Raw genomic sequence first — 18,515 nt, 5'->3', positions numbered from 1 at the left:
CCGTCTCCAATCTGGAAGAAGGTCCCCGACATGGGAGAAGGCCCCCCGGCAGCCATCCGGGAGGCCCTCTGTCGCGCTGTCGCGCTCAGTCTCGGGGATCAGCCCATGCAGAGCGCGTAGACGGTGCCGCTGGTGTTCTTGCCGCTCACGGTCCAGCTGGAGGAGCCGCTGGGCGCGCTCGTGTAGATCTGGCCGGAGGAGCTGCCGCCACCGCCACCGGGGCTGCTGCTGAAGCCGCCACCCGTGACGACCTTGCCCGCACCGCAGCTCACGGTCTCGCTTCCGCCGTGACCGCCGAAGCTGAAGGAGTCGGTGACGGTGGTGATGGTGGGCTTGGCGCCGGTGCCGTCCTTGCCGTCCTTACCCGCCGGACCCGCGGGACCCGCCGGACCGGCAGGACCGGCCGGACCCTGGGCGCCCTTGGCACCGTCCTTGCCGTCGGTACCAGGCTTGCCGGGAAGACCGTCCTTGCCGTCGACCCCCTTCGGACCCTGCGGGCCGGTGTCACCCTTCGGACCCTGCGGGCCGGTCTTGCCGTCCTCACCCTTCGGACCCTGAGCACCGGCGTCACCCTTGGGCCCCTGCGGGCCGGTGGCACCGGTCTTGCCGTCCTCACCCTTCGGACCCTGAGCACCGGTGTCACCCTTGGGGCCCTGCGGGCCGGTGGCGCCGGTCTTGCCGGGGAGACCACGCAGCCCCTGCGGACCCTGCGAGCCGGTGTCGCCCTTGAGGCCCTGCGGGCCCTGCGGGCCACGCTCGCCCCGCGGACCGGCGCTGGCGATGCCCTGCTGCTGGCTCTCGCCCTGCTGCCCCCACCTGATCCGGATCTCGGTGGGCTTGCACTTGGCCGTCACGTTGACGATGCGGGCGTAACGCGTCTGCTTGTGGACACACGCGTGGATCTCCGCACCCGCCGACGAGGCTACGGCACTACCGCTCGCGGTGAACAACGTTCCGGCGAGCACACCAACGGTCACGACGGCGAGCGTGCGTCCGCCCGGCAACTTGATAGCCACTGGGCTTCCTTTCTGCGACACCAGAGTCTGGTGTGATGGGAGAGATACACGTAGTACACGGCTCAACCGTTTCAATGGTTGACCCGCGAAACATCACGCTTTGATCTCGGAAGCACAAATGTCCGGATGCCTGTCGGCAGCGGCCGTGTGCGGGATAATCGGGCCGTTCGGGGGAACCCGCCCGCTGGGCGTGGACGAACAACACAGGGAACCAACCGGGTTCTCCAGACACGGAGGCCACCGTGCCGACCACCACCCCGACAGACGCGGCCGCCGAGGGCCGCGCCGGACGGGCACCGTACCTGCCACCCGCCACCCATCCGGTCCGCGCCCTGGTGTGGGCGCTGCATCTGGCGCTGCCCATGCTCGGACTCTGGCTACTGCTGGCCAAACCCGACCTGAACATTGTTCTGCAGGACAACCCGGGCCATTTCTGGTTGATCGCCGCCGTCGCCGGGATCAACCTGGTTCTGGGCCTCATGATCAGCGAGGCATCGGCCAGACGGGCGGACGCGCGCCTGCTCCTGGTCTCCCTGGTCTTCCTGAGCAGTGCCGGATTCTTCCTGGTGCACGGACTGAGCACCCCGGGAATCGTCCTGGGCGCCCCGAGCCACGGGTTCGACCTGTCCCACCCGGTGGGCCTCCTCGTCGCCTCGGCGTTCGCGTTCACATCGGCGCTGCCCCTGGGGGACCGAGCGGCCGAGACCGTCCTGCGGCGCCAGATCTGGCTGCGCGGCGGTCTGGCCGCCCTGATCATCGGCTGGGGGATCGCCTGCCTGGTGCCGGGCCTGACCCCGCTGAGCGACTCGCCCCCCGAGGGCACCGGCCTGGGCGGCCTGGAGTGGATCGGGGTGGCCCTGTACGTGGTGGCGGCCGCGATGATGTTCCAGCTGCACCGCAGCCGCCCCGCGGTCGTGCTGATCAGCCTGATCACCGCCTACGCGCTGCTCGCCGAGTCCCTGGTCGCCGGGTTGTCCCACCGCAACTGGCACCTGTCCTGGTGGCTCTGGCACGTGCTGCTGACCACGGCGTTCCTCTTCGTCGCCTACAGCGCCTACCTGCAGTTCCGGCGGGAGGGCACGAGCGCCGGGCTGTTCGACTCGGTGGCGCTGTCGGCGACGGTCCGCAGGATCAGAGCCGACTACGAGGCCGCCCTGGAGGAACTCGTCGGCCACCTGCGGCGCAACCAGGAGAGCAGGGTCCCGATCGCGAACAGGCTGGCGGGCAGGTTCGGGCTCACCGAGTCCCAGGTGGCGGTGCTCGACCGGGCGGGTGAGGCGCTGGCCAACGAGCGGGAACTGACCGACAGGCTCGCCGCGCTGGTCGAGGTGGGCCGGCAGGTCCGCGTGGGCCTGCCGGAGCGCGAACTGCTGGCGCAGAGCCTCGACCGCGTGCGGCAGGCGTACGGAGACGTCCGGATCAGGCTGGTCGACGACGGCCGGGTCACCGTGAACTCCAGGGAGTACGGCCCGAAGGACTTCCCCGAGGACCGGCCGATCCGGCTGGAGGGGAAGGTCGTCCACCCCCTGACCGTGAAGGGCAGGCTCGCCGGGGCGCTTGAGGTGCCGATCGGCAGAACCCCGCAGGACGAGGCGCTCGCCGCCATGCTGGCCGGTCAGCTGTCCATCTCCCTGGAGAACGTCCGCCTCTACAGCGAGCTGGAGACCCTCTTTCGGCAGTACATGTCACCGGACGTGGCCCAGTCGCTGCTGGCCGACCCGCAGACCGCGGCGCTCGGCGGCGAGCTGGTGGAGCTGACCGCGCTCTTCGCCGACCTGAAGGGCTTCACCGGCTTCTCCGAGCGGGTGGCGCCCGGCGAGATCGTCGAGATGCTGAACCGCTACCACACCGCGGCCGTGCCCATCGTGCTCGGCAACGGCGGCACGATCGTGCAGTTCGTGGGTGACGCGCTGCTCGCACTGTTCAACGCCCCCGCCAGGCAGTCCGACCACGCCCTCGCCGCGGCGCGGGCGGGCCTGGCGATGCAGGAGGCCGCCGAGGAGATCGCGGCGGGGATGCCCGGCTACCCTCGCTTCAGGATCGGCATCAATACCGGTGAGGCGCTGGTCGGGAACATCGGCAGCCCCGAGCTTCGCGGTTTCAACGCGATGGGCGACTGCGTCAACGTGGCCGCCAGACTTGAGGGAATCGCCGACCCCGGCAGTGTCGTGATCGGCCAGAGCACCCTCGACCTGATCGGCCCCAGGGCCCGGACTCGTTCCCTGGGCCCGCTCAACCTCAAGGGCAAAGAACGACCCGTCCATGCCCACGTGCTGTCCGGGCTCTCGTAGCCCCGGGAGCCGTACGGACACGATCGAGATCACCATGAGGTGGTTATGACTTCTTCCCCCGAACCGGGTGAGTTCATCACATCGCTCACGAGCGATGAGGTAGCGGCCCTGTACGCCGCCGGGCGTCCCCGGCGCTGGGACAGGGGCGCGACGATGTTCACCGAAGGCGATGCGAGCGACTGGGTGGTCGTCCTGACGTCCGGCCGGGTCAAGGTGTCCTCGCACACCGCGATCGGCAGCGAGGTGGTCCTGGCGATCCGAGGACCCGGGGCGTTGCTCGGCGAGTTCGCGGCGATCGACGGGCTGCCCAGGTCCGCCACGATCACCGCCCTCGAACCCGTCGAAGGAGTCACGGTCCGCGACTTTCCCGCCTACCTGCGGGAGCACGGGAGAGTCGCGGTGCTGCTCATGCGGATGGTGATCGGCAAGATGCGCGACTCCGACCGCAAGCGGATCGAGTACGGCGCGTTCGACACCGCGGGCCGGGTGGCCACCCGGCTGGTCGAGCTGGCCGAGCGGTACGGCGAGCCCACCAACGGCGGGGTCCGGGTGACGTTGCCGCTCTCCCAGGACGAGCTGGCCGGCTGGACCGGCGCCTCCCGCGAGGCGGTCAGCAAGGCGTTGCGTTCCCTGCGCGACCGCGGGCTGATCGAGACGGGCCGCCGCCGTGTGATCATCCACGATTTGGAGGGCCTACGCAGACGGGCGCGCTGAGGGCGCCCCCTCCCGCGATGCCGATCACCGTCCCCAGTCCGGCTCGGGACGCGAGCCGGGTGGGCGTGCCGTGCCCCGTCACCCGAGCGCCGTCCGCTCCGGGCGTGGCCTGACGCGAGCCGCGAGCGAGGCGGGCGTGCTCTGTGACGGGCCTGGATCAAGATCAACGTACAACGTACGTCAGACTGTGAGTCATGGTCGCAATCCCCCAGGACCTGCCCGGATCCCCTGAATACCTATCCAAACTCCGCTACGCGTGGCGGGTCTGCTCGGTCACCAGCCTCGGTATGGTCATGATCGGCATCTCCGGCAGCACGCTGAACGTCGCACTTCCCACCGTGGTCAGGCACTTTCACGCGGACGCGTTCGCGGCCGGCTGGGTCCTGCTGGCCTTCCTCCTCGTCAACACCGCGACGCTGGTGTTCTTCGGCCGGGTGGCCGACCTGCTCGGCCGGCGGGAGATCTATCTGGCGGGGTTCGCCCTGTTCACCGTCGGATCGCTGCTGGCCGGGCTCGCCCCCGGCGTCTGGTTCCTGATCGCGATGCGCACCGTGCAGGCGGTCGGAGCCGCGATGGTCCTCGCCAACGGAACCGTGATCATCACCGACGCCTTCCCTCCGGACCGGCTCAGCCAGGGCATGGGCGTCTACATCGGCACCCTCTCGGTCGCCCAGCTCGCCGGCCCCACCGTGGGCGGCCTCATCGCCGAGGCCGCCGGCTGGCAGTGGATCTTCTGGGTGAACGTACCGGTCGGGCTGACCGCCCTCGTCTGGGGAGCGTTCACGCTGCGCCGGGTGCCGCGGGGGGCGCGCAGGCCGGTGGACGCGCTCGGCAACCTGATCGTGTTCGCCGCCCTCTCCGCGGCCCTGATCGCACTGTCCGAGGCGGGGTCCCGAGGCCTGTCCAGCCCCGTGGTGACCGTCGGCATGGCGATCGCGGTGGCACTGGTCCCGGTGCTGCTGCTGGTGGAGCGCCGGGCGTCGCACCCCGTACTCAACGTGCGCCTGTTCGGCGAGCGCATGCTGGCCTCCGCCAATCTCGCCTCCTTCTGCAACGCGCTGGCGCGTTCGGCGCTGATCCTGCTGGTCGCCCTCTACTTCCAGGCCGCCAGGGGCATCGACGCCGTCACCGCGGCCCTGGGCGTGCTCCCCGTCCCGATCGGCATGGCCCTGGCCTCCCCGGTCACCGGCGCCCTCGGCCGCCGGGTCAGGCCGTACGCGCTGTCGGTGGGGGGCGCCCTGATGAGCGCGGCCGGGCTGGGCGTCCTGCTCCTGAACACCGCCCCCGCCACGCCGTACTGGATCATCGGGGTCGGCCTGTTCCTGTGCGGCTGCGGCAGCGGCACCTTTCTGACCGGCAACACCACCCAGGTCATGGCCGCCCTGCCGGCGGGAAGCCTGGGGGTGGTGAACGGCTTCCGGCTTATGATCATGAATGTCGGGATCGTGCTGGGGGTCGCCCTCGCGCTCAGCGTGCTGACCGGCTCGGTCAGCGCCGAGCTGCGCGGACAGGTGTACGCGGGCACACTGTCGCGCCTCTCCCCCGTCGCCGTGGAACACCTGATGGCCGGCTTCCAGCGGACCTACGCGGTGCTGTTCTCCGTCGCCCTGTGCGGGGCCGTCGCCGCGGCACTGGCCTATCCTCACCGCCCCCTTCAGGCGGCCGGGAACGACTGATCGGCGGCTCGGCGACGGGCTTCGATACTCGGACATGCCCCCCCTACCAGCGTGTCTCCCTCCCTCGTACGACATGGCCGACATAATGGGGATGGCCCACCGGTCAGGATGGACGTCGGGCGCCCTCCCATACCCGTCTCCTCCCCAGAAACCCGCGTCACCTCGCCACCCGGGTGTCCGACAGGAGGAGCACATGCGTTCCGTCACACGGATCGGGATGGCCACCGCTCTCATGATGAGTCCGGGCGTTCCGATCGAACCGGATGCCGTCCCCAAACCCACGCCCACGCCCAGCGCCACGGCGACGCCCACCCCCACCCCGAGCGCCACACCCACACCCACGCCCACACCCAGCGCCACCATGACGTCCAGCGCCACAGCCAACACCACTGCCACCGTCACCACCAAAAACCACCAGAAGGTGTCAATTCCCCCCATGGGGGGGAGAAACAGTATCCCCAAGGCGCTGAAGAACGTCCCGTCGCTCCGCGTCCTGCCCCCGTGGCCCCGGCAGGCCAGCCACGTCCGGATATTCGTGCACTGCCCTCCCTCGTCGAACCACGCACTCGTCGGCTCCACCGCGTTCCCTCAGAAGGGATCCACACGTCGCTACCGGGAGGTGGGGATGGGAGTGTCCAACAGGGGGCTGGCCCACCACAGCGCGTCCATCTCCTACTTCGCCCTGCCCGGACCCCACGGGGCCTGCCTGAAGTGCGTGAAGGTCACGATGAACAAGCAGACCCGGATCAGGCGGATCCGGGTGACCGGCCGGGCCTTCGCGCCGCTCTACGTACGGAGGTTCAGCATCTGGCAGTTCTTCGACTGACGATCCACCGCTGACCGGGTGCCGCCCCCGGTGGCTCTCAGCTGAGCCACCGGAAAGCGGGAACGGGGGTCAAGAGCCGATCTTGCCGCCCTTCGCGTGCCAGGCGACCACGACGGACGGGCGGGGCTGTGCGGTGCCGCCGTCCGGCCAGTGGCTGCTGGGAGCCTCGGGGGTGGCACCGTTGGTCTCGCCGGGGTGTTGCACGGCCACGAAGACGCTGCGCTGGTCCGCGCTGACCAGCGGGCCGCAGGTCTCCGCGCCGACCGGCACGCTCAGGAACTGCTTGAGGTGGCCGCGCTCGGAACCGCGGACCGGCATGACGAACAGGCCGTCGTTGGCACCCAGTTGGCTGCCGTCCGTGGAGATCCAGAGGTTGCCGTCGGCGTCGAAGGCCACGTTGTCCGGGCAGGAGATCGCCGAGACCTTGGTCTTGTCGAACCCGGCGAAGTAGGTCGCGGGGTCGTTCGGATCACCGCAGACCAGCGGCAGGGACCAGGCGAAGGTCGTGGCCCCGGCGTCGTTCCGCCGCTCGACGATCTCCAGGATGTGGCCGTGCTTGTTCGCCGGGCGCGGGTTGGCCTCGTCCACCTGAGCCGGAGTCCGGTTGGTGTTGTTGGTCAGCGCCACGTAGACGCCACCGGTGACAGGGTTGCGCTCCACGTCCTCGGGGCGGTCCATCTTGGTCGCCCCGACCTTGTCTGCCGCCACCCGGGTGTGGACGAGCACCTCCGCGGCCGTCATCCCCGGTACGTGCGAGACGTCACCGGTGACCAGCGGGATCCACTCGCCCGAGCCGTCGAACTGCCCGTCGGCCGGGAGCCCGCCGGTGCCGTCGATCTCGGTGGCGGGGCTGTCTCCGGTGAATCTGGCCACGTACAGCGTGCCGTCGTCCAGCAGGTCCCGGTTGTTCCGGTCGAAGCCGGGAATGTAGCGCTTCCTGGAGACGAACTTGTAGACGTACTCGAACCGGGAGTCGTCCCCCATGTAGGCCACCACCCGGCCGTCGGCGGCCAGGGAGGTGGTGGCACCCTCGTGGGCCAGCCTGCCCAGGGCGGTGCGCTTGATCGGGGTGGAGTCCGGATCGAACGGGTCGATCTCCACGATCCAGCCGGTACGGTTGATCTCGTTCGGGTGTTTCGCCAGGTCGAACCGTTCCTCGACCCGGTCGAACCTGCGGTTTCCATTCGGGATGCCCGTCGTGGCGCTCACCCCGTACCGGGTGAGGTAGGGCTTCTGCGCCTCGGGCACGCCGTTGCCGTTGACGAAGTACTGGTTGAAGTTCTCCTCGCCGCTGAGCACCGTGCCCCACGGCGTGGTGCCGCCCGCGCAGTTGTTCAGCATGCCGACCGGCGTGGTGCCCTTCGGGTCGGCCGCGGTCTTCAGCAGGTCGCTGCCGGCCGCCGGGCCGGTGAACCTCATCTGGGTCTGCACGGTGATGCGACGGTTGTAGCGGCGGGAGCCCTTGGTGACCAGCCTCCACTGGCCGGAGGCACGCACCCGCTCGACCTCGACCACCGAGCCGCCGTGCGCGGCCATCGCGATCCTGATCTGCTCCTCCGTCGCGGCGGTGCCGTCCGTGTAACCGCGGAACATCAGGTTCTCGTCGGTGTACTCGTGGTTGACCCAGAGCAGGCCACGGTGCTGCCCCAGCTGGAAGAGCGTCACGTAGTCGCAGTTGTAGCCGAACTGCTTGGCCTGCGCGGCGGCCGTCTGGTTCTCGAAGTCGAACGCCGGAGCGCCGGGCAGCACCGGATCACCCCAGCCCACCACGACCGCCGACAGGTAGCCCGCGGGGACCGTCACCCTGTCGTCGGTGTTCGGCGCGATGGCGGTGAAGCGCGGGCCGTCCTTCCGGCCGGGGGCCTTCGCCTCCCGGCCCGGATCGGCGACGGCCGGGAGCGCCGTACCGACCCCCACCCCGGCGACGACGGCGCCCAGGGCGCCCGCGCGCAGCACCCCGCGCCGGGTCATCGCCTCGGCGACCACGTCGCCGAAGTAGGTGTTGTCACTGGTGTTCGTCACATCGTGGGCGCACTGGTCACCGCAACGGAACCGGCAGGTGAGCGCACTGCGGCCACCCTTGTGAGGGCTCGTGAGCAGGGGCAGCAGGCGGCGCGGCGACATGTTCGCCACAGGGGCCTCCAAAAAGGGGTGGAGTCTTACCGCCCGGACGCTACGTGCGCCGGCCGAACCCGAGGTGAACGACATTTGCCGGGACGGTGAACCGTTCTCCGGCCGTCACCGGAAGCGGGCGGTTCGGCGGCGTCCTGTCGTCGGAACAGCCCGCTCCGGCGGGCATCATGGAGGGCGTGCCGCCTTACAAGCCCGACCCCGCCAAGGTTCACGCCGCCCTCGACACCCAGCTGAGCTCCCTCGACGAGCCGCCCTACGACGGTCCCACCGGGGTCGCGGCGCTGCTGGACGCCTGCGTGAGCGTGGTGCTGCGAGCCTTCGAGCGCGAGATCCGCCCGGAACGGGAGATCACCCGCTTCGCCGTACGGCATCTGCTGGACAGGCTGGCGACGGCCGCTCCCGGCCGGACCGTCGAGGTCCGGGTCCCGCCCTACGCGGCGGTGCAGTGCGTGGCAGGTCCCCGGCACACCCGAGGCACCCCGCCCAACGTGGTGGAGACCGACGCGCGCACCTGGCTGGACCTGGCCACCGGCCGTCTGACCTGGCCCGCGGCGATGGCCGCCGGTAAGGTCGCGGCGAGCGGAGCCCGCGCCGACCTGTCGGAGCACCTGCCGCTGCGATAGCCCTCGCCGTTCCCCGGCGCCGGCCTCCCCGGGGGGCTCGCCGCCCCTCAGGGGGTGGGGCGGAGCCGAACGCCGAACCTGTCCTCGATGCAGCGCTGCTGCAGCTCCGGTGGCAGGTTGGCGCAGTCACCGATCTTGCTGTAGAGCCAGCTCAGGAACACCGCGGCGATGATCAGAGTGAGGGCGCTCAGCACTATGCCCACCCACGCCCTGCCCGGGGCGGACTTCTTGACGAGCGCGACGATCCCGACGATCAGACCGACGATCGCCACCAGCACGCCGAAGCCGCAGATGACGAGCGACACGATGGCCACGATCCCGAGCACGAGCGCGGCGGTGCCGAGCCCCTCGCCCTGCCTGCGGCCCTCACCCGGATACCCCGGGTAGGGCGCGGCGCCCGGATAGGCGGGCGCGCCAGGCGGCGGGTACGGCGGCTGGTAGGGACCCGCCGCGCCCTGAGAGGGTTGGTAGGGACCCGCCGCGGACGGCGGCTGATAGGGACCTTCCGCGGACGGCGGCTGATAGGGACCTTCCCCGGACGGCGGCTGCGGGCCGGGACCTCCGTAGGGCTGCCCGGCCTGCTGAGCCTCCCCGTATCTCGGCTGCTCCCCGTAGCCGGGCCGGCCCGAATAGCCCGGCTGGGGGGTGCCGGGGGCGGGCTCCGTGGACTCGGGGGGGCGGGGCTGGGCCGCGGGCTCCTCGGCGGGCTCAGGCGGTTCGTAGCGCGAAGGCTGGGCGGGGCCGGGCTGGTCAGGACCGCCCTGGGCCTCCGAGGTGCTCTCCCAGCCGGGATACGCGGCGGGCGTGGTACCGGGCACGGGGTGCGGCGGCCATTCCTCCGGCGAGGGCACTTCCCGCTCCCGCCCACCGGACTCCGGTGTCTCGTCCCCCTCCGGAGCGTCCGGATCGCCGGCCTGGTCAGGCGGGGGGATCTCCGGCGCGACCGGCGTGTCCGGATGCGGCGGCACCCTCGGCTCCTCGGGAACAGGGGACGGCGCCTCGCCGGGGCCGGGTACGGGCGACTCGGGATCCGGCTCCTGCCACGGCTCCCGCCGCGGATCGGGCTGGTTCGGGTCCACAGGTGTTGTCACGTCTATTCTCCCGACGCTTGGGCATGCCGGATATCTCACACTCCCCTGTCACCTGCCGACGAAACAGGCTGACACGGTAAAACACCGATGATCGTTCGGTCAGGGTGCGACATGCCACGGAACGGACCCTAGGTGCGAGCAGGGAAGAAGCCGACCTAGAATGAAGCATGTGTTGAAGGGCGACGGCCATCTGAGCCATGACCTTGACCCCCACGACCGGCCTCCGAAGGACGCATGTGGCGTCTTCGGGGTCTGGGCTCCTGGGGAGGAAGTCTCCAAACTCACCTACTACGGACTGTACGCGTTACAGCACCGCGGTCAGGAGTCCGCGGGCATCGCGGTCAGCGAGGGCAGCAGGATCCTCGTCTACAAGGACATGGGACTGGTCTCCCAGGTCTTCGACGAGTCCGTGCTCGGCACCCTCCGCGGCCACCTGGCGATCGGTCACTGCCGCTACTCGACGACCGGGTCGAGCGTCTGGGAGAACGCGCAGCCGACGCTGAGCTCGACCGAGGGCGGCGGGCTCGCGCTCGCCCACAACGGAAACCTGATCAACACCCCGGTGCTGGCCAGGCGTCTGGCCCCGGGTTCCACCCGGGCGACCACCGACACCGAAGTGCTGACCTCGCTGCTGGCCCAGGATCGCACCCAGTCCATCGACGACGCGGCCGCCGAGCTTCTTCCGCAGGTCAGGGGCGCCTACTCGCTCGTCTTCATGGACGAGCGGACACTTTACGCGGCCCGTGACCCCCAGGGCGTCCGCCCGCTGGTCCTGGGACGCCTGGAGCGCGGCTGGGTGGTCGCCTCCGAGACCGCGGCCCTGGACATCGTGGGCGCCACGTTCGTCCGCGAGATCGAACCGGGTGAGCTGATCACCATCGACGAGCGCGGCGTGCGCTCGCGAAAGTTCGCGCTCGCCGAACCCAAGGGCTGCCTGTTCGAGTACGTCTACCTGGCCCGTCCGGACACCACGATCGCCGGGCGCGGCGTGCAGACCACGCGCGTCGAGATCGGCCGCATGCTGGCCCGCGAGCACCCGGTCGAGGCCGACCTGGTCATCCCCACGCCCGAGTCGGGCACCCCCGCCGCCGTCGGCTACGCCGAGGAGAGCGGGATCCCGTACGGCCAGGGCCTGGTCAAGAACTCCTACGTGGGCCGGACCTTCATCCAGCCGTCCCAGACGATCCGCCAGCTGGGCATCCGCCTGAAGCTCAACCCGCTGAAGGAGGTCGTCGCCGGCAAGCGCCTGGTCGTCGTGGACGACTCGATCGTCCGGGGCAACACCCAGCGGGCGATCGTCAAGATGCTGCGCGAGGCGGGCGCCAGGGAGGTGCACGTCCGGATCTCCTCCCCGCCGGTCAGCTGGCCGTGCTTCTACGGCATCGACTTCGCCACCCGGGCCGAGCTGATCGCCGGTTCGCTCAGCGTGGAGGAGATCCGCGCCTCGCTCGGCGCCGACTCGCTCGGATACATCTCGCTGGAGGGCCTGACCAAGGCCACCACGATCCCTGCCGACCGGCTCTGCCGCGCCTGCTTCGACGGTGACTACCCGATCCCGATCGACCAGGACAACGTGGGCAAATACGTGCTGGAGGCCAAGCATTGAGCAGGTCAGGCAGTCAGACCGCCCGGCCGACGAGAGAGGCCCCATGACCAGCTACGCGGCCGCAGGAGTGGACATCGACGCGGGTGAGCGCGCCGTCGAGCTGATGAGATCGAAGGTCGCGCGGTCCCGGCGGCCCGAGGTCGTGGACGACGCCAGCGGCTTCGCCGGCCTCTTCGACGCCTCGGCCCTGCTGTCGTACCGGCGGCCGCTGCTCACCACGTCGACCGACGGCGTCGGCACCAAGGTCATGCTGGCCCAGCGACTGGGCAAGCACGACACGATCGGCCTCGACCTGGTCGGCATGGTCGTGGACGACCTGGTGGTCTGCGGCGCCGAGCCGCTGTTCATGACCGACTACATCGCCTGCGGCAAGGTCGTTCCCGAACGGATCGCCGAGATCGTGGGCGGCATCGCCGAGGGCTGCCGCCTGGCGGGCTGCGCCCTCATCGGCGGGGAGACCGCCGAGCACCCCGGAGCCATGGGCGCCGACGAGTACGACCTCGCGGGCGCCGCCACCGGCGTGGTGGAGGCCGACCGGATGCTCGGCCGGGACAGGGTCCGCGAGGGCGACGTGATCCTCGCGCTGGCCTCCTCCGGCGTGCACTCCAACGGCTACTCGCTGGTCCGGCACATCATCGACCGGGCCGGACTGTCGCTGGAGGCCGAGCTTCCCGAGCTGGGCCGGACGCTGGGCGAGGAGTTGCTGGAGCCGACCAGGATCTACTCGCTCGACTGCCTGGAGCTGGCCCGCACGGTCGACGTCCACGCGTACGCGCACATCACGGGTGGCGGCCTGGCGAGCAATCTGGCCCGTTCGCTGCCCGACGGGCTGGACGCGCTGCTCGACCGCTCGTCATGGACCCCGCCCGCCGTCTTCGAGGTGCTCGCCGGACACGGCCGGGTGGCTCAGGCCGACATGGACCGCACGTTCAACCTGGGCGTGGGCATGACCGCGATCGTCGCCGCGGAGGCCGTGCGGCCCGCCCTGGCGCTGCTCGGCGAGCGCGACCTTCCGGCCTGGGTGCTCGGCGAGATCGTCGAGGGCTCCGGCCAGGCACGCTTCCGATGACCCGATGGAATTTCCTCGCCCCGGCCCGGGGCGAGGAAATTCCCGGGTGAGTCGAGTACCACGAAAAGCGCCCCGGACCACCGGAGCGCCGCATATTGTCGACTCCCAGCGAGAGGGACACCCGGCGGCTCTGTGCTCACCGCAGGGTGCCCCGCTCACCGTCAAACCGAAACCCGCCTAGCGGCGCCCGGATGTCCCGTCGTCGCGGTCATCCTTGGAGCCGAAGTCATCGGCGTAATCGGCGTACCGATCCGCCAGCTCGTCGTAGGCGTCGTTGGAGTCGTCGTTGTGGTTGGAGTCGTCTCTGACTCCGAGCTCGTCGCGAAGACGCTCAAGATCAGTGCCACCGCTGTTGTACTTCAGCTGGCGAGCAACCTTGACCTGCTTGGCCTTTGCTCGGCCGCGCCCCATTGGCTCGACCCCCTCGTGTGGGGTCGTGCCCGACCCCTCGTCGCTAACGCACCACGCACTGACGCCACCTGACTTGAGGCGCCAGCTCTCGTTCGCCTACAACCGTACCCGTTTTACGCCCGGCTCGGTACGCCGTATGGGCGTGTGGGGCTAGTGGCCCAGCCAAATGCCCCTAATTCGCCCGACTTCCGACATTCTTCGCTCAGCCAGCCTATCGGCTGCGACAGCCGGAGGGATGCCGTCCTCCGCCGCGGTGGAGAAGATCTTAAGAGTCGTGTCGTAGATCTGGGTGGCCTTTGCCCGCGCCCGGTCCATGTTGAATCCGGCGATCTCGTCCGCGACCTGGATCACCCCGCCGGAGTTGACCAGGTAGTCGGGCGCGTAGAGGATTCCCCGGTCGGCGAGCTGCTTCTCCACGCCGGGGTGGGCCAGCTGGTTGTTGGCCCCGCCGCAGACGATCGTGGCGCGCAGGCGGGCCACCGTCTCGTCGTCCAGCGCCCCGCCGAGGGAGCACGGCGCGTAGACGTCGATGTCGGACCCGGTGAGCTCCAGCCGGTCGGCGACCACCTCCACCCGCGGGTGGCGCCGCAGCAGCCGCTCCACGGCCGCCTCGCTCACGTCGCAGATCACGACCTCGGCGCCCTCCTCGACCAGGTGGCCGACCAGGCGGTGGCCGACCTTGCCCACGCCCTCGACACCGACGCGCCTGCCGCGCAGCGTCGGCGTGCCGTAGGCGTACTCGGCGGCGGCGCGCATGCCCTGGAAAACGCCGTAGGCGGTCAGGATCGACGAGTCCCCGGCTCCGCCGTTGGCCGGCGTACGGCCGGTCACGTAGGAGCTCTCGCGGGCCACGACGTCCATGTCCTCGCTGTAGGTGCCGACGTCACACGCGGTGTAGTAGCGGCCCCCGAGCGACTGGACGAACCGGCCGTAGGCGCGCAGCAGCGCCTCGCTCTTGTCCTTCGCCGGGTCGCCGATGATGACGGCCTTGCCGCCACCGAGGTCGAGTCCCGCCAGGGCGTTCTTGTAGGCCATCGCCCGTGAGAGATTGAGCACGTCCGCCAGCGCGGCCTGCTCGCTCTCGTAGGGATAGAACCTGGTGCCGCCCAGGCCTGGGCCCAGGGCCGTGTTGTGGATGGCGATGATGGCCCGCAGGCCACTGCGCTCATCGGAGCAGAAAACGACCTGCTCGTGCCTGTTCTGGCCGGTTACCGGGCCCGCGTCCTTGTGGGACAGCCCGAAGACGTCGGTCACTGTGGTGACTCCCAGTCGTCCGTTCCCGCCGCTCCGTCGCGGCGGAGATCGCCTTCAGCGTAGCCACAAGCCCGCGGCGGGACGACTCACGCGAAGGTCTCATCACGTTCGACCGGGCGGACGCGCCGCCTCGCCGTGGTCGCCGCGGCTCCCGTGTTCGAGACGATCGGCCCCCCCGGGGGGGCCGAGGAGTCACCCGGCCGCCGGGGCCGCGGCCACGAAAGCCGGTCCGGTACGGACAGCGGCCCGCCGTTCGTGACACGATGCGGACGTGTTGCCCTACGCCGCGTACCTCCGCGTCTACGAGCCACTGGTCGCGTTCACCCCCGCGGAGCGCGTCTCGTGGGCCGCCTACGCCGAGGCGGCCGACCGACCGCGCCGCGCCGGTGCCCTGCACGCCGAGCACGGCGAGGCGGTGCGGCGCCTCCTGGGGATCCCACCGGCCCCGGCACCCGCCCAGGAGAGCCCCAACGCCTATCTGAGGCGCGTGGAGGAGGTCCTGTACGTCTGCCCATGGCAGAGCAGGCTGAGGTCGTGGCTGGCCTTCTCACGCTTCCGCGGGACGACCCCGCCCAAGCTGATGGAGCGGTTCGTCCCGCCCGCCGTCGCGGCGCAGACCGCCGACGACTTCGACCGGTTCAAGCGCCGTACCGACTCGGCCGCGCTGCGCACGCACATCCGCGGCTCCACCTGGCACGTTCCGACCTCGTGGTTCGTCCCCTTCGACGGCAACGAGCGCTGGCTGGTCATCGACGGCGACGGGAGCCAGGGGGGCACGACCACCACGCGCAATCTGATCTACGTCACCTCCATGGCCCATGCCAGGCGCCGCAGCGCCCGCGCCCTGCAGATCATCAGGAGACAGGTCGGCGAGGTCTCGATCACCGCCGAGGTCGAGGACGTGGCGCGCTGGCTGGAGGAGTTCCACCCGCATTCGCTGGTCGAGCTCGACTACGGCGGCATCGTCAACCTCATGGACGACGAGACGCTCCAGGCCGACGAGTCCGTGGCGGAGCTCGCGGCGGCGCTGACGGGTCTGGAAAAAGGCGAGGAAGAACTGGCGTTCGCCATGTACCAGCGCGTCATCCTCCGCTGGCGATCAATACAACTTCTCGAATCAGCAAACTGACTCGCAAATCATCCCTTCGACCTGCGTAAGTAGGTCCGTCGATGACCGGGGATGCACCTACGAACTGAGTAGTTTGCCGTTTTCACTGCGATACCACGAAACGTGTCGCTAGAATCACCGAGCGTGACAACAACACGTGCACAAGAGAGATGAGTCACTCAAAGACTCGCCAATCGCTCTACGTGGCTGTATGGTCACATCGGGTGATGCCGTATATGGCCCAAACTGCCGCACGCAATGGCCATAGGCGGACATCCGTGACAAGCGTCAAGTCGCAGGATCGCTGTCGCCGGTCCACATGGAGGAGAGGCCGCACAAATGTCAGCTCGTACACCCGAGGCAGAGCCGCTGCTCACCCCGGCGGAGGTCGCAACCATGTTCCGCGTCGATCCCAAGACCGTGACCCGGTGGGCGAAGGCGGGCAAGTTGACGTCCATCCGCACCCTGGGTGGACACCGCCGGTACCGGGAGACCGAGGTTCGCGCGCTGCTCGCGGGGATTCCGCAGCAGCGCTCAGAGTAAGACGGGGGCCGTCACTGACCTAGGGGGATTGGTGCGCGCTCACCCTGTGAGCGCGTAGGCCACACAGGTTTATGGGGAGCGGCGTCGCCCGCCCGGCGCCGCCCCAACCACATGCCCGATGTCCTTACGCCCGATGGCTTTCCCGGAGCGTGGATCAGCTCGTCTGGTCCCGGAGCAGGTTGTCCAGCAACTCGCCGACCCGCGGGTCGTGCCTGGCCGCCACGCCGAGCAGCGCCACCATGTGGTCGACCAGCATGCGCTCCAGGGCCGGCCGCTCGATGTCGCGGTGCTCCAGCCAGTCGAGGCCCGCGGTCTCGACGGAGGCGATCCAGGAACGCAGCGTGATGCGGAGCGCGGGGCCGGGCTCCTCGACCCGCATCTGCTTCATGATCAGTATGAACAGCCGGTTCCTGACCGAGTCGACGATCTCCCCGATGTCACCGCTGCGGTTGGCGGGACCACCCCTGAGCAGCGCGGCGAAACCCGCCGCGTGCTCCTCCACGAAGTCGAAGTACCGGGTGAGGCCGCCGGCCAGCTCGTCCAGCGGACGGCCGTTCTCATGGGGCTTGAGCCTTGCCTCCAACTGGGCCGCGGCGCTTTTCAGCGCGGCGACGTAGAGCTCCTGCTTGCCGCCGAAGTAGTGGTAGACCAGAGCCCGCGACGCGCCGGCCGCGGAGGCCACGTCGTCGATCGACACGTCTTCCGCGTCCCGCCTGCTGAACAACTCCAGGGCCGCCGCCATGAGCTCCTCACGACGCCGGTCCACGCTGAGCCTGCGCCGCGCCGGCCGCGCGTCACCCGCCGCAGGTTTGGCCTGTTCGGCGGCTCCGGATGTCGAACCCACACCGTGAAGACTATCGGAGTCGGTACGCACGGCGTTGAGGTCAAGATCGGAGTTCCCTACCCCGGAGGCCGTACCCCATTCGGAACTCGATCGTTTTGAGTGACAGGTGCCCATCCACCATCGCGGGGGAGAGCCATGTCAGGACCGCCGGTCAACACCACCGTCACCCGAGCCCGCGGGTTCGCCGAGCCCGTCTTATCCGACGGCTGCGGACCACGCCCGAGACCCACGATCCGCAATGTGGCCGAACGCGCCGGTGTCTCCAAATCACTGGTATCGCTCGTCCTGCGCGGATCGCCACACGTCAGCGAGCATCGCAGGCAGGCCGTGCTCCAGGCGGCCAGAGACCTCGGCTACCGGCCCAACGCGGTCGCGCGCAGCCTGGTCGAGGGCCGTACCCATCTGGTCGGGGCGCTCGTCGCCGACCTGCACAACCCGTTCTACGCCGAGTTCCTGGACGGCCTGCAGGAGAGCCTGCACGGCGACGGGCTGAGGCTCCTCATCGGCAACAGCCAGTGGGACCCGGCCTTCGAGGACGAGGCGGTCGAGGCGTTCCTCGAACTGCGCGTCGACGGGCTCGTCCTGCTCGGCATCGCGCCCACCAGCGGGACGCTCATCGAGGCCACCGGCTACACGCCCACGGTCGTGGTGGGCGAGCGCGACATCGACCTCGGCGGCGTGGACATCGTCGTCGACGACGACCAACTCGGCGCCCGTCTGGCCGTCGACCACCTCGTGGAGCTCGGCCACCGCCGAATCGCCCACATAGAGGCCTCGGGCATCTCCTCCGGGCGCTTCCGGTGCGAGGGTTACCTGGTCGCGATGCGCAGGCACTCCCTGGCCCCGTACATCATGGTCGAGGAGGGGGCCTCCAGCGAGGAGGGCGGCGCGCGTGCCGCGCACAGCCTGCTCACCCGCGACCCCCGGCCCACAGCGATCTTCGCCGCCAACGATCTGGTGGCCATGGGCGTGCTCTCCGCCGCCGCCGAACTGGGCCTGCGGGTTCCCGAGGACCTGTCGGTGGTCGGATACGACAACATCCACCGTGCCGGGACCCAGCCGATCTCGCTGACCACCGTGGACCAGCCCCGCCGCGCCATGGGCCGTTCCGCGGCCGCGCTGCTGAACGACCGGATCGGCGACCCCGGCAAGGCCTCACGCCTGCGCCAGGTCGCGCCGCAGCTGGTCGTACGGAACAGCACGAGTGCCACCGAGCGCTGAAGCGCCTGCCTGGAGCGTGACAGGACGCCCAGGCAGGCTTCATCGACTCCCCAAAATCAGGTCAACATCGCGAACGCCGGTGTGCCGCC

The 18,515-nt window shown here is 70.0% G+C and carries 16 protein-coding genes; 10 read left to right on the top strand and 6 right to left on the bottom strand.

Annotated elements, in window-relative coordinates:
- Positions 1-98: 98 nt before the first annotated feature.
- Entirely contained in the window at positions 99-1,016 is a 918-nt protein-coding gene (locus tag ACFQVD_RS34870) for a hypothetical protein (protein WP_343972749.1), read from the bottom strand.
- 242 nt (positions 1,017-1,258) lie between these two features.
- On the opposite strand from ACFQVD_RS34870, the gene ACFQVD_RS34865 reads away from it, so the two are divergent.
- From ACFQVD_RS34865 to ACFQVD_RS34850, 4 genes are all read left to right on the top strand, one after another.
- Positions 1,259-3,307, top strand: coding sequence for an adenylate/guanylate cyclase domain-containing protein (locus ACFQVD_RS34865; RefSeq protein WP_343972746.1), 2,049 nt, complete (start codon positions 1,259-1,261; stop codon positions 3,305-3,307).
- 45 nt (positions 3,308-3,352) lie between these two features.
- Positions 3,353-4,021 (top strand): Crp/Fnr family transcriptional regulator, encoded by a 669-nt coding sequence (locus ACFQVD_RS34860; RefSeq protein ID WP_343972743.1) that lies wholly within the window; start codon positions 3,353-3,355, stop codon positions 4,019-4,021.
- A 194-nt stretch (positions 4,022-4,215) separates the two neighbouring features.
- Positions 4,216-5,697 carry an MFS transporter gene (locus ACFQVD_RS34855; RefSeq protein WP_343972740.1) on the top strand — a complete coding sequence of 494 codons (1,482 nt, stop codon included), beginning with the start codon at positions 4,216-4,218 and terminating at the stop codon, positions 5,695-5,697.
- Between the two features lie 193 nt (positions 5,698-5,890).
- Positions 5,891-6,523, top strand: coding sequence for a hypothetical protein (locus ACFQVD_RS34850; protein WP_343972737.1), 633 nt, complete (start codon positions 5,891-5,893; stop codon positions 6,521-6,523).
- A gap of 69 nt (positions 6,524-6,592) precedes the next feature.
- Here ACFQVD_RS34850 and ACFQVD_RS34845 read toward each other — a convergent pair whose 3' ends face one another.
- A complete protein-coding gene (locus ACFQVD_RS34845; protein ID WP_343972860.1) occupies positions 6,593-8,647 on the bottom strand; it encodes a PhoX family protein in 2,055 nt (684 codons plus the stop codon).
- A 176-nt stretch (positions 8,648-8,823) separates the two neighbouring features.
- On the opposite strand from ACFQVD_RS34845, the gene ACFQVD_RS34840 reads away from it, so the two are divergent.
- On the top strand, positions 8,824-9,279 hold the full coding sequence (locus ACFQVD_RS34840) for a sterol carrier family protein (RefSeq protein ID WP_343972856.1): 456 nt from the start codon (positions 8,824-8,826) through the stop codon (positions 9,277-9,279).
- Between the two features lie 47 nt (positions 9,280-9,326).
- Here ACFQVD_RS34840 and ACFQVD_RS34835 read toward each other — a convergent pair whose 3' ends face one another.
- Entirely contained in the window at positions 9,327-10,370 is a 1,044-nt protein-coding gene (locus ACFQVD_RS34835) for a hypothetical protein (protein ID WP_343972734.1), read from the bottom strand.
- Positions 10,371-10,530: 160 nt separating this feature from the next.
- Here ACFQVD_RS34835 and purF point away from each other — a divergent pair, with 160 nt between their 5' ends.
- Both purF and purM read left to right on the top strand, forming a co-directional pair.
- Entirely contained in the window at positions 10,531-11,976 is a 1,446-nt protein-coding gene (purF, locus tag ACFQVD_RS34830) for an amidophosphoribosyltransferase (protein ID WP_343972731.1), read from the top strand.
- 43 nt (positions 11,977-12,019) lie between these two features.
- Positions 12,020-13,045 carry a phosphoribosylformylglycinamidine cyclo-ligase gene (gene purM / locus ACFQVD_RS34825; protein WP_343972728.1) on the top strand — a complete coding sequence of 342 codons (1,026 nt, stop codon included), beginning with the start codon at positions 12,020-12,022 and terminating at the stop codon, positions 13,043-13,045.
- Positions 13,046-13,222: 177 nt separating this feature from the next.
- Here the strand turns inward: purM and ACFQVD_RS34820 are convergent, their stop codons facing one another.
- Both ACFQVD_RS34820 and ACFQVD_RS34815 read right to left on the bottom strand, forming a co-directional pair.
- On the bottom strand, positions 13,223-13,456 hold the full coding sequence (locus ACFQVD_RS34820; RefSeq protein ID WP_030917477.1) for a DUF3073 domain-containing protein: 234 nt from the start codon (positions 13,454-13,456) through the stop codon (positions 13,223-13,225).
- Between the two features lie 150 nt (positions 13,457-13,606).
- Complete coding sequence (locus ACFQVD_RS34815) at positions 13,607-14,710, bottom strand: Glu/Leu/Phe/Val family dehydrogenase (protein ID WP_343972722.1); 1,104 nt, start codon at positions 14,708-14,710, stop codon at positions 13,607-13,609.
- A 271-nt stretch (positions 14,711-14,981) separates the two neighbouring features.
- On the opposite strand from ACFQVD_RS34815, the gene ACFQVD_RS34810 reads away from it, so the two are divergent.
- Positions 14,982-15,839: a hypothetical protein gene (locus ACFQVD_RS34810; protein ID WP_343972719.1), complete on the top strand. Its 858-nt coding sequence runs from the start codon at positions 14,982-14,984 to the stop codon at positions 15,837-15,839.
- 318 nt (positions 15,840-16,157) lie between these two features.
- On the top strand, positions 16,158-16,361 hold the full coding sequence (gene bldC / locus ACFQVD_RS34805) for a developmental transcriptional regulator BldC (RefSeq protein ID WP_013133571.1): 204 nt from the start codon (positions 16,158-16,160) through the stop codon (positions 16,359-16,361).
- Positions 16,362-16,515: 154 nt separating this feature from the next.
- On the opposite strand, the gene ACFQVD_RS34800 is transcribed toward bldC, so the two are convergent.
- Entirely contained in the window at positions 16,516-17,205 is a 690-nt protein-coding gene (locus tag ACFQVD_RS34800) for a TetR/AcrR family transcriptional regulator (protein WP_343972716.1), read from the bottom strand.
- Between the two features lie 240 nt (positions 17,206-17,445).
- Here ACFQVD_RS34800 and ACFQVD_RS34795 point away from each other — a divergent pair, with 240 nt between their 5' ends.
- Positions 17,446-18,426 carry a LacI family DNA-binding transcriptional regulator gene (locus ACFQVD_RS34795; RefSeq protein ID WP_343972713.1) on the top strand — a complete coding sequence of 327 codons (981 nt, stop codon included), beginning with the start codon at positions 17,446-17,448 and terminating at the stop codon, positions 18,424-18,426.
- The last annotated feature ends 89 nt before the right edge of the window (positions 18,427-18,515 follow it).

Origin of the sequence: Streptosporangium amethystogenes subsp. fukuiense (genome assembly GCF_042665875.1) — a bacterium.
Taxonomy (GTDB): domain Bacteria; phylum Actinomycetota; class Actinomycetes; order Streptosporangiales; family Streptosporangiaceae; genus Streptosporangium; species Streptosporangium fukuiense.
This window is presented reverse-complemented; position numbering and strand designations above follow the sequence as displayed.

Bases quoted from the DNA above. Each gene is read 5' to 3' on its own strand.
- bldC (WP_013133571.1), top strand. From the start codon at position 16,158: ATGTCAGCTCGTACACCCGAGGCAGAGCCGCTGCTCACCCCGGCGGAG.
- ACFQVD_RS34820 (WP_030917477.1), bottom strand. From the start codon at position 13,456: ATGGGGCGCGGCCGAGCAAAGGCCAAGCAGGTCAAGGTTGCTCGCCAG.
- ACFQVD_RS34845 (WP_343972860.1), bottom strand. From the start codon at position 8,647: ATGTCGCCGCGCCGCCTGCTGCCCCTGCTCACGAGCCCTCACAAGGGT.
- purF (WP_343972731.1), top strand. From the start codon at position 10,531: ATGAAGCATGTGTTGAAGGGCGACGGCCATCTGAGCCATGACCTTGAC.
- ACFQVD_RS34855 (WP_343972740.1), top strand. From the start codon at position 4,216: ATGGTCGCAATCCCCCAGGACCTGCCCGGATCCCCTGAATACCTATCC.
- ACFQVD_RS34840 (WP_343972856.1), top strand. From the start codon at position 8,824: ATGGAGGGCGTGCCGCCTTACAAGCCCGACCCCGCCAAGGTTCACGCC.
- purM (WP_343972728.1), top strand. From the start codon at position 12,020: ATGACCAGCTACGCGGCCGCAGGAGTGGACATCGACGCGGGTGAGCGC.
- ACFQVD_RS34850 (WP_343972737.1), top strand. From the start codon at position 5,891: ATGCGTTCCGTCACACGGATCGGGATGGCCACCGCTCTCATGATGAGT.
- ACFQVD_RS34860 (WP_343972743.1), top strand. From the start codon at position 3,353: ATGACTTCTTCCCCCGAACCGGGTGAGTTCATCACATCGCTCACGAGC.